This is a genomic window from Paenibacillus sp. DMB5, from assembly GCF_001517085.1.
GTDB lineage: Bacteria > Bacillota > Bacilli > Paenibacillales > Paenibacillaceae > Paenibacillus_AQ.
The window spans coordinates 57,807-71,566 of record NZ_LRAC01000171.1; the positions used below are offsets into that span (position 1 = coordinate 57,807).

The 13,760-nt window shown below is 51.5% G+C and carries 14 protein-coding genes and 2 pseudogenes; 11 read left to right on the plus strand and 5 right to left on the minus strand.

Translation table 11 applies throughout. The features are described 5' to 3' along the window. The first annotated feature begins 70 nt into the window (after positions 1-70). From AWJ19_RS32240 to AWJ19_RS32260, 5 genes and pseudogenes are all read left to right on the plus strand, one after another. Positions 71-930, plus strand: a pseudogene (locus tag AWJ19_RS32240) (protein-glutamate O-methyltransferase CheR). 17 nt (positions 931-947) lie between these two features. Then, positions 948-2,612 carry a response regulator gene (locus AWJ19_RS32245; RefSeq protein ID WP_068729767.1) on the plus strand — a complete coding sequence of 555 codons (1,665 nt, stop codon included), beginning with the start codon at positions 948-950 and terminating at the stop codon, positions 2,610-2,612. A gap of 103 nt (positions 2,613-2,715) precedes the next feature. Further along, positions 2,716-3,054, plus strand: coding sequence for an STAS domain-containing protein (locus tag AWJ19_RS32250; protein WP_042200066.1), 339 nt, complete (start codon positions 2,716-2,718; stop codon positions 3,052-3,054). An 18-nt stretch (positions 3,055-3,072) separates the two neighbouring features. Beyond that, positions 3,073-3,525, plus strand: a complete 453-nt coding sequence (rsbW, locus tag AWJ19_RS32255) for an anti-sigma B factor RsbW (RefSeq protein WP_068729769.1) — start codon at positions 3,073-3,075, stop codon at positions 3,523-3,525. After that, the gene (locus tag AWJ19_RS32260) at positions 3,522-4,292 is read left to right on the plus strand and encodes a sigma-70 family RNA polymerase sigma factor (RefSeq protein WP_068729771.1); all 771 of its coding nucleotides are present in this window, start codon (positions 3,522-3,524) and stop codon (positions 4,290-4,292) included. Before rsbW ends, AWJ19_RS32260 begins: the two co-directional genes overlap by 4 nt. A 156-nt stretch (positions 4,293-4,448) precedes the next feature. On the opposite strand, the gene AWJ19_RS32265 is transcribed toward AWJ19_RS32260, so the two are convergent. Both AWJ19_RS32265 and AWJ19_RS32270 read right to left on the minus strand, forming a co-directional pair. Next, positions 4,449-4,781, minus strand: coding sequence for a DUF5665 domain-containing protein (locus AWJ19_RS32265; RefSeq protein ID WP_068729773.1), 333 nt, complete (start codon positions 4,779-4,781; stop codon positions 4,449-4,451). A gap of 147 nt (positions 4,782-4,928) precedes the next feature. Next, positions 4,929-5,465, minus strand: a complete 537-nt coding sequence (locus AWJ19_RS32270) for a YtxH domain-containing protein (protein ID WP_068729775.1) — start codon at positions 5,463-5,465, stop codon at positions 4,929-4,931. A gap of 472 nt (positions 5,466-5,937) precedes the next feature. Between AWJ19_RS32270 and AWJ19_RS32275 the strand changes: the two genes are divergently transcribed. Beyond that, positions 5,938-6,657 (plus strand): pirin family protein, encoded by a 720-nt coding sequence (locus tag AWJ19_RS32275; RefSeq protein WP_068729777.1) that lies wholly within the window; start codon positions 5,938-5,940, stop codon positions 6,655-6,657. Between the two features lie 129 nt (positions 6,658-6,786). Here the strand turns inward: AWJ19_RS32275 and AWJ19_RS32280 are convergent, their stop codons facing one another. Continuing rightward, complete coding sequence (locus AWJ19_RS32280; RefSeq protein WP_068729779.1) at positions 6,787-7,011, minus strand: DUF1128 domain-containing protein; 225 nt, start codon at positions 7,009-7,011, stop codon at positions 6,787-6,789. A gap of 194 nt (positions 7,012-7,205) precedes the next feature. Here AWJ19_RS32280 and yyaC point away from each other — a divergent pair, with 194 nt between their 5' ends. Next, positions 7,206-7,733 carry a spore protease YyaC gene (gene yyaC / locus AWJ19_RS32285; protein WP_241781966.1) on the plus strand — a complete coding sequence of 176 codons (528 nt, stop codon included), beginning with the start codon at positions 7,206-7,208 and terminating at the stop codon, positions 7,731-7,733. Positions 7,734-7,808: 75 nt separating this feature from the next. Next, positions 7,809-8,597, plus strand: coding sequence for an alpha/beta hydrolase (locus AWJ19_RS32290; protein WP_068729781.1), 789 nt, complete (start codon positions 7,809-7,811; stop codon positions 8,595-8,597). Positions 8,598-8,678: 81 nt separating this feature from the next. Here AWJ19_RS32290 and AWJ19_RS32295 read toward each other — a convergent pair whose 3' ends face one another. Together AWJ19_RS32295 and AWJ19_RS32300 are read right to left on the minus strand one after the other, a co-directional pair. Continuing rightward, positions 8,679-9,992 carry an MFS transporter gene (locus AWJ19_RS32295; protein WP_068729783.1) on the minus strand — a complete coding sequence of 438 codons (1,314 nt, stop codon included), beginning with the start codon at positions 9,990-9,992 and terminating at the stop codon, positions 8,679-8,681. Further along, positions 9,989-10,498 carry a helix-turn-helix domain-containing protein gene (locus tag AWJ19_RS32300; RefSeq protein ID WP_082708239.1) on the minus strand — a complete coding sequence of 170 codons (510 nt, stop codon included), beginning with the start codon at positions 10,496-10,498 and terminating at the stop codon, positions 9,989-9,991. Before AWJ19_RS32300 ends, AWJ19_RS32295 begins: the two co-directional genes overlap by 4 nt. A 242-nt stretch (positions 10,499-10,740) precedes the next feature. Here AWJ19_RS32300 and AWJ19_RS32305 point away from each other — a divergent pair, with 242 nt between their 5' ends. The 3 genes and pseudogenes from AWJ19_RS32305 to AWJ19_RS32315 form a co-directional block, all read left to right on the plus strand. Further along, a complete protein-coding gene (locus AWJ19_RS32305) occupies positions 10,741-11,412 on the plus strand; it encodes a DUF6483 family protein (protein ID WP_068729786.1) in 672 nt (223 codons plus the stop codon). Between the two features lie 214 nt (positions 11,413-11,626). Further along, the gene (locus tag AWJ19_RS32310) at positions 11,627-12,820 is read left to right on the plus strand and encodes an SAM-dependent methyltransferase (protein WP_198536685.1); all 1,194 of its coding nucleotides are present in this window, start codon (positions 11,627-11,629) and stop codon (positions 12,818-12,820) included. Between the two features lie 182 nt (positions 12,821-13,002). Further along, positions 13,003-13,760: pseudogene (locus AWJ19_RS32315) on the plus strand (hypothetical protein); the annotation flags it as partial.

The following is a 13,760-nucleotide window of genomic DNA, read 5'->3' on the forward strand; positions in this document are numbered from 1 at the left end:
ATTACAGAAGAATAAATAACAGTCCGGAAATACGGAAGTATGCAAGGGAGCAGAGATAACGATGACAGCCATGGAACGGGGATATGATGAACAGGCCGATAATGCGGGAAGCAGACAGGAGCTGGAGCAGATCGAAATTGAGCTGCTGCTCAATGGAGTACACCGATTATACGGGTATGATTTCAGAAACTATGCGCTGCCTTCCCTGAAGCGGCGCATCTGGCATCATGTTCATGCCGAGAATGTACCTACCATATCTGCGCTGCAGGAGAAGGTCCTGCATGACCGTGCCTGCTTTGAACGTTTTGTATACAGCCTTTCTATCCCAGTGACGGAAATGTTCCGTGATCCGGGCCTTTTCTTAACCTTCCGCCAAAAGGTCATTCCGCTGCTGCGGACTTACCCGTACATCAGAATCTGGCATGCCGGGTGCTCAACAGGTGAGGAAGTGTATTCAATGGCGATCCTGCTGCATGAGGAGGGACTGTATGATAAGGCGCGTATCTATGCAACGGATATGAACGCCCGTTCTCTGCAGCAGGCCAAAGAAGGGGTATATGAAATCGGCAGAATGAAGCAGTACACCAAGAACTACATGGAGGCGGGCGGTACACGCGCGTTTTCCGAATACTATACTGCGAAATATAACTCGGTGATCCTGCAGCCGTTTTTGCGCAAAACATCATTTTTGCCGAGCATAATCTGGCAACAGACACTTCCTTTAATGAGTTTAATGTCATTTTTTGCCGCAATGTGATGATCTATTTCAACGATGAGCTCCGTGATCACGTGCATGGTTTATTTTATGAGAGCCTCAGCCGTTTCGGTGTGCTGGTGCTCGGATCCAAGGAATCAATTCATTTCACCAGGTTTAGCGATGGCTACGAGCCCCTGGATAGAGTGGAAAAAATATACCGTAAGAATCAATAGCGGGATAGGAGGGGCCTATGGGGGTTCAAGAACCGGTTCATATACTGCTTGTTGACGACCGTCCTGAGAATCTGCTGGCGCTGGAAGCAGTGCTGGAAAGCCAGCATTATAAGCTTGTCAAAGCAAATTCCGGAGAAGAAGCGCTGCGGAGTTTATTAAGATATGAGTTCGCTGTTATTGTTCTGGACGTGCAGATGCCGGGCATGGATGGTATTGAGACCGCCAAATTAATCAAGGCCAGGGAAAAGACCAAGGACATCCCGATTATCTTTATTTCGGCCAACAGCAAAGAGGCGGAGCATCTGTTTGCCGGATATTCCGCCGGTGCCATTGATTATATGGTCAAACCCTTCATCCCGCAGATTCTCAAGTCCAAAATTGAAGGATTCGTTCACATGCATCTTGCCAACAAAAAGCACCAGATGCAGTCCATGCTGCTGCAGCAAAAAACACAGGAGCTGGAGAAAATTAACGGCGAGCTGGTCAAGGCCAAGGAAGCGGCGGAGATTGCGGCCAATGCCAAAACAGAATTTCTGGCGATGATGAGTCACGAAATCCGTACGCCGATGAATGGTGTTGTAGGTATGATTGACCTGCTGATGGAGACAGACCTGGCTCCTGAACAGAAGGAATATACAGAAATTATCCGCAAGAGTGCCGATACACTTATCACGGTAATCAATGACATTCTGGACTTCACCAAAATGGAGTCAGGAAAAATGGAGATGGAAGAGCAGCTGTTCGAGCTCCAGGGGACGATCCAGGAGGTATTCAGCCTGTTCTCTGCCGAAGCGGGCAAGAAGAATCTGGAGCTGGCTTATTTCATCGACCAGAATCTGCCCAAACTGATCTACGGGGATATGGCCCGGCTGCGCCAGGTGCTGATCAATCTGGTTGCCAATGCAGTCAAGTTCACCAATCAGGGCGGCGTTTATCTGGTAGCTTCCAAAGCCTCTGGTGCTGATGGGAAGCTGATGGTGGAGTTTACTGTAAAAGACACCGGGATCGGCATCTCGCCGGAGAAATGCGACCGTCTGTTTCAGCCGTTCTCCCAGCTTGACTCTTCCATGACACGGAAGTATGGAGGGACAGGCCTGGGTCTTGCGATCTGCAAATCCCTTGTAGAGATGATGGGCGGCGAGATCCGCGTAGAATCCATGGAGGAGAAGGGAGCAACCTTTGTCTTCTCCATTCAGGCTGCCATGCCTGAGGATGAGCTGGCCAGAGGCTGCGAAACCGAGGAGCCGGACGGTATGGTTAGCCAGGCACGGATGCACCATAAGGCGCTTGTAGTAGATGATCACCCGATCAATCAGCGTCTGATGGTCAGCATGCTTGAGAAGCTGGGCTATAGCGCCGATGTTGCCGAGGATGGGAGCCAGGCGGTCGAGCTTGCAGCCAAAAACGGTTATGAATTTATTTTTATGGATCTGCAGATGCCGGTGATGGACGGGCTTACAGCGACTTCTACAATCCGCTCCGGTAGCAGCCAGTCTTCAGAAAAGGCTGTTATCATTGCCATGACGGCGAATGTCATGGAGGGCATCCAGACCCGCTGTAAGGCTGCAGGCATGGACGGATATGTTAGCAAGCCGCTCAAGCTGAGCAGCATCAAACAAATTATCAGCCGCTATGAACCTCATGAGAGCCCGAGAATTGAACGCAATGCCTCCCTCTCTTAATGGACATCCAGGAATTACCTCATGCAGATTGTCCGCTTTTTGTTTCAACACTATGCCTTTAGGGTTATTGGTAAAGAAAACATTTAATCAGGAGAGATTGTCTATGAATACACATAAAAGCGAAAAGTTCCATGCAAAAACCGAAACCGAAGGCAATGTATGTACGGTTTATCTGATTGGAGAACTCGATTTGTCAGTCGCTCCTGATTTCCGTCTGGTGATGGAGCCGCTTGTGGGAGATACGGGACTGGACCTTGTCATTAATTTGAAGGATCTGAAATACATCGACAGCACAGGCATCGGTATTTTGCTCTCGATTCTCAAGGCAAGACACGGAATGGATGTTAAATTTACGGTCGAGGAAGTTCCGCCGCAGATTCAGAAGCTGTTTGATATGACTGGTATTTCCAAGTTTTTTGCCCCCCAAGAGAACTCCCACTAGGAAAGGATCGAAATAAGGATGAGTGATGACGTGCAAAAAGTAGTTCTTCAGTTACCCGCCAGCGCAGAATATGTCGATATTGTGAGACTGAATTTATATGGAATTGCCTCGAAAATGGGCTTTACTTATGAAGATATTGAAGATATGAAGGTAGCCGTTTCGGAAGCCTGTAATAACTCCGTATTGTATGCTTACGGACAGGAAGACGGGCTTGTGGATGTCATTTTTGAAGTAGGAGCAAGTACCTTATCCATCACGGTCAAAGATGAGGGGGAGAGCTTTGACGGAATGGATAGTCCTGAACCGCGCATGACGCTGCATGACAAAGAGCTGAATGACGTTGAGGTAGGAGGACTTGGATTTTATCTGATGCAGGCACTCATGGATGATGTTAGCGTAGTGAGTGAAGCAGGAAGAGGGACTGTCGTTACCCTGACCAAACGGCTTAATTTTAGCGAGGAGAAAGTATGAACGACAAAGTGACTCCCCCAGAGTCCATGAATGATGCGGTAAGTCTGATCTGGGAATACCAGCAGACGAAAGACAACGAAATTGCCACCCTTCTGATCCGTAAATATGAACCCATGGTCAAGATGGCTGCCGGCAAAATTGCCCGGAACCGTCCGGACTTATACGAAGATCTGTATCAGGTAGGACAGATGGCGCTGATTAGGCTGCTTCAGCAATATGACATCAGTCTGGGAATTCCTTTTGAGCCGTATGCAATGAAAAGCATGATCGGCCATATGAAGAATTTCCTGCGGGATAAGTCCTGGTACATACAGGTTCCTAGACGGATTAAAGAGAAGGGGGCTCTCGTCCAGCAGGCCATTGATGAGCTAACCATCAGGCTTGAGCGTTCACCCGCTGTAGAGGAAATTGCCCAATATCTTGATCTTACTGTAGAAGAAACAGTGGAAGTGCTGGCCGGAAGGGAATGCTACCACTATGTATCGCTTGATTCGCCGCTCTCGCAGGAGGAGACCGGGGCTACACTCGGCGAGCTGATCAGCTCTGATGCCAACGATTATGAAACCGTCGAGAAGCGTATGGATCTCCAGCAGGCGCTCGGCCAGCTCAAGGAACAGGAGCAGCAGGTACTGCTGCTGGCTTTCCAGGATGGTCAATCCCAGCGGGCCATTGCCCAGAAGCTGGGCGTCTCTCAGATGAGTGTATCGCGCATCCAAAAGCGGGCCACAGAGAAGCTGAAACAAATCATGGCGAATTCTTCTTATTGACCCCGCCGGTATTCATTATATTCAAAAATAGGACATGCCTGTTCTCTCGAACAAGGTATGTCCTTTTTTTTGTTTTAATCCTGTCATCATATACGCTTCCCTCGCCTGCTGCCCGTGTTATACACAGGCGGCAGGCGGGGGAAGCGGAGTTGGACATCAGCTGTTTGCATCAATATAGGTTTTGATCTCCCCGAGATATTCACCAATAACCGGAACATCAAGGAACAGGCTGAGAATGTAGCCGAGCAGACCGAGGATAACAAAGGTGCCCAATGAAAGTCCGAGCCCGCGGGATATGCCAGCCATCAGGTTGGTAATAATCCGTTTTTTGGGGTCTGTATAATTCTCAAGGATATCCTTGAATTCCGATTTCTCCAGTGAATCCGCTATTTTGTCCAGTCTGGCATTTAGGCGCTTGACCTCATGCCGCAGTTCAAAGGGGTGCTCGTCAACCTCGTACGTTTTGGTCTTGCTGCCCGTATCTCCCATAAGGTCTCCCCGCTTTCTTTAGCCATATAAGGCTTTAATACAGTGCAGCTTCTGTCTTGTTAGACGAAGCTGCACTCAGCATAGCAACAGCCAGCTGCAGGGAGCTGGCTGTTCTCCATTTTAGAATAAGCCCCAGGTCACAGCAATTTAGAACGAGGACTTGTAAGAGGACTTAACCTCTTCCTTGGCATCTTTAGCCTCGGCGGCAACTTCATCTTTAGCATCCTTGGCCTTATCGGCAACCTCTTTGGAAGAAGAGGCAGCCTCATCAGTAACGTCTTCGGACGCCTTTTTGACATCGGAAGCCACATTGCTGGACGCTTCGGAGACTGTATCGCCGATCTTTTTACCGGTCTCCTGCAGGGTAGCAGCGATCTGCTGCTTGCTGTCGCTCACTGTGGTGAAGATGTCAGAGGCTTTGGCAGATACTGTGCTGGCCAGGTCTGTTGCCTTTTCCCCGACAGTAGTGGCAATACTCTTGGTCTTGTCAGTTACGACACCAGCAACTTCCTTCGTCTTGTCTGTAGCCAGTGTAAGCTTGTCGGACAGGTCACTGCGCATTTCACGGCCTGGCTTAGGGGCAAACAGCAGTGCAGCCGCCGCGCCCAGCAATCCTCCGATAAAAATACCTTTGAAAAATGTGTTCCCGCTCTCTACCGGATGTTCTGTTTCTGCTCTGTTCATCTTCAATCACTCCTTATAGAATATGGTATTCCAAAATCGGACAGCCTCTGGCCGGTCGCAGCAGGACTGCTATGGCAGCTGCCGTCAGCTGGAGTTCAGGAAAGCCTGAAGGTTCTTACTTCGTATATAAACGTGGGGATATGGGCTGAAACAGCAGGAGGGTTCAGGAAAGAATAGCCAATACTACAGCTCCGCCCGGGAATACACCAGGTTTGAGCTGGAGGAACAGTACTATAGGACTGAATTAAAAAAGCCTGAGAAAGAAGCAGCAGGGGAAGTACAAGGGCGGCGGAGTGCGGGGCGTCAGCCAAAATTTTTCTGGAATAATATAGTAAATCAAGCTGATTGACAGGGAGAGGTTGAGGGTAAGAAATACATAATTAAGGCGCCTTATTCATCAATGTGAACGGGGCAAAATACCCTGTTTTAAAAAAAATGAAAAGATTCTAACATCTTTGGAGGTGCATAAAGTATGATCAAAATTGTTACGTCAGCCGAGCGCCATACTTCGAATAGAGAATGGATCCACAGCGAATTCAGCTTTTCCTTTGCCGATTATGATGATCCCAGCAACGCGCACTTTGGTGTACTGCTCGCACATAACGACAACGAGCTGAAACCGGGACAGGGCATGGGGGAGCATCCGCATCATGACCTGGAGATTATAACTTATGTAATCTCAGGAGTGCTGAAGCACCAGGATGATCTCGGAAATCAGGCAGAGCTGCAGGCAGGAAGCGTGCAGGTGATGAGCGCAGGCACAGGAATCAACCATTCTGAGACGAATCCGTCGCCTGCAGAACATGTCCGATTTCTGCAGATGTGGCTGCTGCCGGACCGTCCGGGGGTTACGCCGGCCTGGGATGCAAAATTTTTCCCGCGTGAGCTGAAGATGAATAGCCTGCTCCAGGTGGCCTCAGGGACAGATGCTGAAGGGGTACTGAAGCTGGGTGAGGATGCTTCGATCTATCTGTCGGTGCTTGAAACCAACAGGGAAGTGCAGCATTCCCAGCAGGAGGGAAGGCGGACACATCTTTATCTGATTGCCGGCAATCTGGAGGTAAGCTGCAGCGAAGGGACTTTTCAACTGCAGCCCGGTGACGCCGCGCGTATACGCAAAAGCTGTGATCTTACGCTTAAAGGAACAAGCAGCGAAGGGGATGCAGAGTTCATCCTTATTGACCTTCCATAATGCAGAAATGCGGAATGGTAATCCTGAACGCTGAACGCTGCACAGATACAAGAACAGGAGCTCTCAGCCTTGTATGTCATCCGGAGAGGACGGCATCAGGCAGAGGGCTCCTGTTTCGTTTCAGGCCTGTTATTTATTCCGCAGGCGGCCAAGCTCGGAGACCAGGGCTTCTACCTGGGAGATGCTGAGCCGGTCACTGCCCATGGCTACCTCGTAAATATCAAGAATATCCTCATAGTGGTCTACCGAGAAAGCGGATGCCTGCATGGCTGCCGCGCTGGCCATTTTGAGCTTGCTCTTGATGCCCTCGATCATATATTCCACATTTTCCTGGCTGGGCTTTGATAAATCCATGGAGTGCAAACAGTCCTTTCTTAGTAAAATACCTTTGGATTACCGGCTCTACATATTAACTGCGCCGGTCGTTCCTTCTGATGTATTTTATCATGACAGGGTAAAGAAACACCATTTTTTTGTCCAATTCCCCGGAAACATGTTAAATTATAAGGAATAATCGGAGACATTCAGACTATAAGGAGGAGAGGACAGTGGCAATCAGGGAGCAGGAGAGCAGAAAACGGATCAAAATGGATGCCGACCGGCTGAGCGTCTTCTTCCGGGAGATTGCAAAGCAGCATCCGCCTGAGCGCATTACCTTTTTGTGCATCGGGACAGACCGCTCTACAGGCGATTGTCTCGGCCCTCTGACCGGCAGCGGACTGCTGAAATACGGTTTTCCCCATGTCACCGGCACTTTACCGTCACCCTGTGATGCGGATAATCTGGTTGCACGGATTGCTGCGATTCCGGAAGGGCAGCTGATCATAGCCATTGATGCCTGTCTGGGGCCTCCGGCTGCCTTAGGGTTTTATTTTGCAGCCAGCGAACCGCTGCGCCCGGCCCAGTCAGTAGGCCTGTGCCTGCCTGAGGTGGGAAATTACAGTCTGGCCGCCATTGTCGGGGTGAACGGACCTTTTCCTTACCGGACGCTGCAGACGACACCGCTATACCGGGTAATGCAGATGGCCGAACAAATTGCACTGGCTGCAGCAAAAGGTTTCAGGCTTGTTCCTTAAGGCGTTTCAAGATGAACCGTTCTGCTTAATAATGTAGAATAAGCCTTGCTATTACATAGAAAGAAGGAAGCTGTCATGGAAAATATCCGTTGTGAGGGAAGCAATATTTGTTACAGTGATCAGGGACAGGGTGAGGTTATTGTGCTGCTTCACGGCTTCTGCGGAAGCTCTGCGTATTTTGAGCAGGTCATTCCTTTTCTAAGCGGCAGCTACCGGGTAATTGCTCCCGATCTTCGCGGCCATGGCGCATCGGATGCCCCGCTCGGTGCATACAGCATCGATCAGATGGCTGATGATGTGCTGTCCCTGCTGAATCATCTGGAGATACCGGAAGTGTATCTGCTGGGCCATTCTATGGGCGGTTATGTCGCATTATCCTTTGCCCAGCGTCATACTTCCCGGCTGAAGGGATTCGGGCTGATTCACTCCACCGGTTATCCGGATGGCGAGGAGGCCCGGGAGAAACGTCTGAAGAGCGTCAGTACGATCCAGAATGAAGGGATTACCGCATTTGTCGATGCCCTGGTACCCGGATTGTTCGCTCCGGGTGCAGCTTCCCGGCTGCTTGAACGGGCTAAGGAGATCGGTTACAAAACTCCGCCGCAGGGCGCGGCTGGTGCCTTGCTTGCGATGCGGGAACGTCCGGACCGCCGGGATGTCCTTTCGGCATCTGCCTTGCCGGTACTGCTTGTATCGGGTACGGAAGATGGTCTGGTGCCGCCTGAACGGATCTTTACCACAGATAAGGCGAATGTAACCAAGGCGACCATTCCCGGTGCAGGACATATGAGCATGTATGAAGCGCCGGAGCGTCTGGCGGAGATTATTAAAGATTTTGTACAGATACCGGCAGCCAGGAAATAAGGGGCCGGAGAAATGATATACCGGCAGCCCAAAGAGGCAGCCTCTGCTGAGAAGCGGAGTGCTGCCTCTTTGGGCTGTGCATTACTGGAACCTGCGGATTGCCGGGAGACAGAGCACCGAGGCGGCACACAGAATGCCAAGACCGGAAAAGATAGTGATGGTAGGAAGGCCGCCGATCTGGTCGGCCAGCCAGCCGACCAGAATATAACCTACCGGCAGCAGGGCGAAGGAGCCGAGCAGATCCAGACTGGCTACACGTCCGAAAGCCTCCGGGGGAACAAGCTCCTGCAGACTGATTTCCCAGATCAGGCCAAAGATCATCAGCCCGAATCCTTCCACCGTGAACAGGGCAACTGCCGCAGCCGCATTCGGAATAAACGGCATCAGGAACAGGGCGAGACAGCTCAGGATGACTCCACTGTAAGCCATAATGCCGCGGCGGGTCCAGTGCTGGCGCAGGCTGTACACCAGTCCGGCAACTATGGCTCCTGCACCGGAACAGGTAACAGCAAGCCCGTATATATAAGGCGGCCATCCGTGGTATACCTTGAACAGCCAGGGAATCAGAATGCTTGTCACTCCGGCAAAACAGATATTGAAGAACGAGAAGGTGATAATAGTGATCCAGAGCCACGGGTGACTGCGCAGCACGGCGATTCCTTCTTTGAAATCATCCTTCCAGTTCGGGGAGGCATGAGGTGCTCCCGCTTTAGTTACCTCCTGAACTCCCGCAGAGTCTGCCAAGGACTTGCCCCGCAGGCCGGTCGTCAGTGCTCTGCGCAGGTAAATGAGGCAGAACAGGGAGAGGATGTAGGTAAAAGCATCGAGCCCGAACCCTATGCCGGCCGACAGGTGAGTGATGAGCAGACCGCCGAGCGCAGGTCCTATCAGGCGGACCGCCTGGGTGCTCATCTGTGTCAACGAATTGGCGGCAATCCGGATATCCGGTGTAAATACCGTAGCCTGGGTTGCAGAATAGGCAGGTCGGAACAAACCGTCAAGCATGCCATAGAGGCCCATAAACAGGTAGAGCAGCGGAATGCTTAATGCACCGGTAAGCGAGAGCACTGCTATGGCGACCATAATGGCAAACCGGGCGATATCAGCCGATATCATAATTTTAACCCTGTCGTACCGGTCCACTATATGGCCCGATACGGGGAGCATAATCACATTTGGCAGCATATAAATGGCCATTACGAAGCCCATTGTCTTGGTCGAGCCGGTCATGGAGTAGACGAGGACAGGCAGGATTACCATAGTTACCGAGCTGCCCAGAAAGGAAATAAGATTTCCGAGCCAGAGATAAGGAAACGCCTGCGATGCTGTAAACAGGGAGGCGAATTTACGCAAAGGATTGCGGCTTGCTGATTCTGTTACTGTAACCGGGTTCATTCAGAATTTCCTCCCGATTCTGGCTCATGGTCTGAATGGGGCAGGCGCCCAATGACAAATTCCACGCCGTATTCATCCCCGTGGGTGAACCTTGACTCCCAGGAGATAATCAGCTGAGTCAGCTCCTGCTGAAAATCACTGAGTTCAGCGGGGGATAAGGTCAGCCGGGTGATAAAATGCTCAATCCTGTCTTCTTGACGGAACTGGAAGCCGCTGAGATGTCCGGAGTGAAAAAAGGTTCCTTTAGACCGGTAAAATTTCTGGATAATTCCCCCTGCTGCTTCTGTGCGGACAATCTCGAGCAGTCCGCCTTCGAACAGCTTGACGATATGATAATGAATATTGCCTGGTGTTTTCTGCAGCTTTTCAGCAACCTGCTTGGAGGTCAATGGTTCATCCGCTAATGCGTGCATAATTTTAATCCGCAGCGCACTTTCCAGCAGCTTATTCTGTTCTTCTGTCAGGGTTAGCCGGGATGCTGTATCCGATTCATTGATATATGTCACCCTCTTTAGTATAAAATTATAATCTGTATCGCAGTATGATCTGGAATCCAGATCAATAAGTTGAACTTATTATATGCGGGCCATATGCCTCTGTCAATGATTTCCGGACAGTCTGTTCCGCTTCCGCAGTACTGTTCAGTGGCGCACAAGGGTAGAATGGTTTAAGATGATTTTTAAGGATGATCACCTGATCCCTGCGGCTAATAATAACAGGGCGCATAGCCCGGGAGGAGTGTTGCCGGATGTTTCGGAGAGATTATATCGTACGGATGATTGAAGATATGACGGCCATGGTGGCCAAAGTGCTTACACTCAAGCAGGAAAGGAAGACAACGGAAGCTTTATGGGAAGTGGATGAGCTGCTTAACCGGCATTTCCGCCTGAATTCCCGTCTGCTGAATTCCTTGTCTGCTGAAGATATTGTTGAAATGTTCCGGCTCGGCGGCATCATTGAGTCCGACAAGCTGCAGGGCGTGGCCCGGCTGCTTAAGGAAGAAGGAGGCATCTACGCGGCTGCAGGCGATAAGGAAGCAGCGCTGTTCCGTTACATGCGCTCCCTGCATTTATTTCTGCGTGCGGATCTGCATGGCGCTGACCGTGAGCTGCTGAATATGAACAGTGAGATGGAGGAGCTGCTCCAGGAAACCGAGGGCTACCAGCTACCTGTTCATACAGAACGCCTGCTGCTCTCCTACCTGGAGTCAACCGGCAGCTATGCCAAGGCGGAAGACAGCCTGTACCGGCTGTGGGAGCAGGGAGTGGATGTTGCTGCGGAAGGACACGGGCTTTATGGGCGGCTGCTGCAGAAGTCTCCTGAAGCACTTGAGCTTGGCGGCCTGCCGCTAGAGGAAGTTCAGCAGGGGCTGGCCGAGTGGGAGAGAATTACCGCTGCAGCGAAGCAGGAGCAGCGCTAATATCCAATTTTACTGAATAGCACAGATGCCCCGGGAAGTGTCAAGACAGGCGTCTGTGCTGTCTTTTTTTAAATGCTTCTAACAGGTTGCAATAGTTTGGTTTGCAGACAGAAGACTATACAAGAGCTTGTTATAATATCCGGGTGCAGGACATGCTATAATATAACGGCTACTTAAGGCGAACCCGTTCTTTATTTTAATATGTGAAAGTGAGATGTACCCTGTGGAATCTTTAAATACATTAATCGTACAACTGATTAACAACCGCACCTTAATAACGGCGACATTAAGCCAGCTGCGCAGTAAAGGTGAGGTATCCTACACCAAAGTACAGATCAAGCCCGTCGAGCTTAAAGGCAAGCTGCACTATCAGTTTGCCTACTATACCGGACCTAAGGTCGAGCACCGGAATATTCCCGCTGAAGAAGCCGGGGCTGAAATGATGGCGCTGCTGCGGGCAACCTTCCGCCAGGCGCTGCTGTGCACAATTGAGGCGGACTATCAGGTGCTGATCAGCAAGAAGTATAAAGTATCCATCCTGACGAAATCTGCAAGCAAGCAGGAGGCGCCTGATCTGGCTCATAACCGCAAGAAGCGCTATGTGCTGGATGAGGGAGAGCCGGTGCCATTCCTGGTAGAGCTGGGGATTATGAACAGCGAAGGCAAGGTTTTGGCTAAAAAATACGATAAGTTCCGCCAGATCAACCGCTTTCTGGAGATGGTTGAGGATATTCTGGCTGACCTGCCGGCCGGACGCCCGCTGACCATTGTCGATTTTGGCTGCGGCAAATCCTATCTGACGTTTGCGCTGTATCATTATCTGGCCGTCCGTGAACGCCGGGAGCTGAATGTCGTCGGACTTGACCTCAAGGCGGATGTCATTGCCCACTGCAGCCAATTGGCAGCCAAGCTTGGCTACAGCCAGCTGAAGTTCCTTGTAGGCGACATTGCTGATTATAATGAACTGGATCAGGTGGATATGGTGGTCACTTTGCATGCCTGCGATACGGCAACGGACGCCGCACTCGAAAAGGCAGTCCGCTGGGGTGCCTCGGTTATTCTCTCTGTCCCCTGCTGCCAGCATGAGCTGTTCAACCAGATTGAGAGTGAGGTGCTTAATCCGCTGCTGTCGCACGGCATTCTGAAGGAGCGCTTCTCGGCGCTGGCTACCGATGCCATCCGGGCCAAGCTGCTGGATCTGATGGGCTACCGCAGCCAGCTGCTGGAATTCATCGACATGGAGCATACCCCGAAGAATATTCTGATCCGTGCGGTGAAAGCCGGCGGCGGGGACAACGAAGCCAAATGGCGTGAGTACAGCGCCTTCCGTGATTTTCTGGGTGCCAAGCCGTATCTTGAACGTGTCTGCGCAGACCTGCTGCCAGCGGAGATAACAGCGCAGGACTAAGGACTGCCGGGCCTGCAGACGATGGAAATGTTGCCGTACAGATAGAACCTATAATGCTTCCATGAACAGGACAGTGTTCTCTCCTCCGGGAGAAGCGCTGTCCTGTTTGCTTTGGTATTCCGGCATATAAATTTTCCAGTTTGCGGGAAAACTGACGGATAACAAGGTACATGGAGGTAACGATGGAAATCAACAGAATCTGGCCCCGGCTGCGGCGGTTTACGAGCCGGGGGAGTGCAGGCATGCTGCTTTTGGCTGCAGCAGCAGCATGCCTGCTGCGCGGGCTTTTTTTTGCCCGGGAACTGTACGGTCTTCTGGCTGTATGGTTCGGCCTGTGTGTTGCTTTTGCCGTCTTTGCGGCCATCGGCGTAAGAGCTGCCGGAGGCAGGGCAAACATATTGGAGGGACCGAAGGCGGGTGAAGGGATTACCGGAGGTTCACGTGAGGCCGGGAATTGGATGCTTATTGTTCTGTTTGGCTGTCCCTTCATCCTTTTTGCCTTATATACTGTGCACTTACTGCGGGGGCCTCTGTCGGTGCAGGGAACGCTTAATGAGCTGTTGCGCTGGGGGCTGTACGGAAGCTTTGCTTATTTCGCAGCTGTTTGTGCAGGCAGCCGCCGGGGTGCCGGATTTCTTGCTGCACTCTGGCATACGCTTGGCATGACCCTCTGTCTAAGCGGCCTGCTGGCAGCTTGCGGATTGCCGCTCCGTTATGCGATAGCGTATACGGACTCCCCGGCAGTCAGTGCTACCGGGGCAAGGCTGGGCGGGCTGCTCCAGTATCCGAATGCCTTCGGAGCCGTGATGGCTGTGTTTCTGCTGGAGCGGGCCATGGCGGCCGCGGAGGCGGCCGCGCGTGACAGTCATCGCGCGCAAAGTACCGCAAGGCAGCTGCTGTGCATGCTGCCTCTGTTCCCGTACGCCGCCGCGCTGCTGCT

Coding starts and splice junctions, on each gene's coding strand:
- AWJ19_RS32245 (WP_068729767.1), top strand. CDS start 948: ATGGGGGTTCAAGAACCGGTTCATATACTGCTTGTTGACGACCGTCCT.
- AWJ19_RS32250 (WP_042200066.1), top strand. CDS start 2,716: ATGAATACACATAAAAGCGAAAAGTTCCATGCAAAAACCGAAACCGAA.
- rsbW (WP_068729769.1), top strand. CDS start 3,073: ATGAGTGATGACGTGCAAAAAGTAGTTCTTCAGTTACCCGCCAGCGCA.
- AWJ19_RS32260 (WP_068729771.1), top strand. CDS start 3,522: ATGAACGACAAAGTGACTCCCCCAGAGTCCATGAATGATGCGGTAAGT.
- AWJ19_RS32265 (WP_068729773.1), bottom strand. CDS start 4,781: ATGGGAGATACGGGCAGCAAGACCAAAACGTACGAGGTTGACGAGCAC.
- AWJ19_RS32270 (WP_068729775.1), bottom strand. CDS start 5,465: ATGAACAGAGCAGAAACAGAACATCCGGTAGAGAGCGGGAACACATTT.
- AWJ19_RS32275 (WP_068729777.1), top strand. CDS start 5,938: ATGATCAAAATTGTTACGTCAGCCGAGCGCCATACTTCGAATAGAGAA.
- AWJ19_RS32280 (WP_068729779.1), bottom strand. CDS start 7,011: ATGGATTTATCAAAGCCCAGCCAGGAAAATGTGGAATATATGATCGAG.
- AWJ19_RS32290 (WP_068729781.1), top strand. CDS start 7,809: ATGGAAAATATCCGTTGTGAGGGAAGCAATATTTGTTACAGTGATCAG.
- AWJ19_RS32295 (WP_068729783.1), bottom strand. CDS start 9,992: ATGAACCCGGTTACAGTAACAGAATCAGCAAGCCGCAATCCTTTGCGT.
- AWJ19_RS32305 (WP_068729786.1), top strand. CDS start 10,741: ATGTTTCGGAGAGATTATATCGTACGGATGATTGAAGATATGACGGCC.
- AWJ19_RS32310 (WP_198536685.1), top strand. CDS start 11,627: ATGTACCCTGTGGAATCTTTAAATACATTAATCGTACAACTGATTAAC.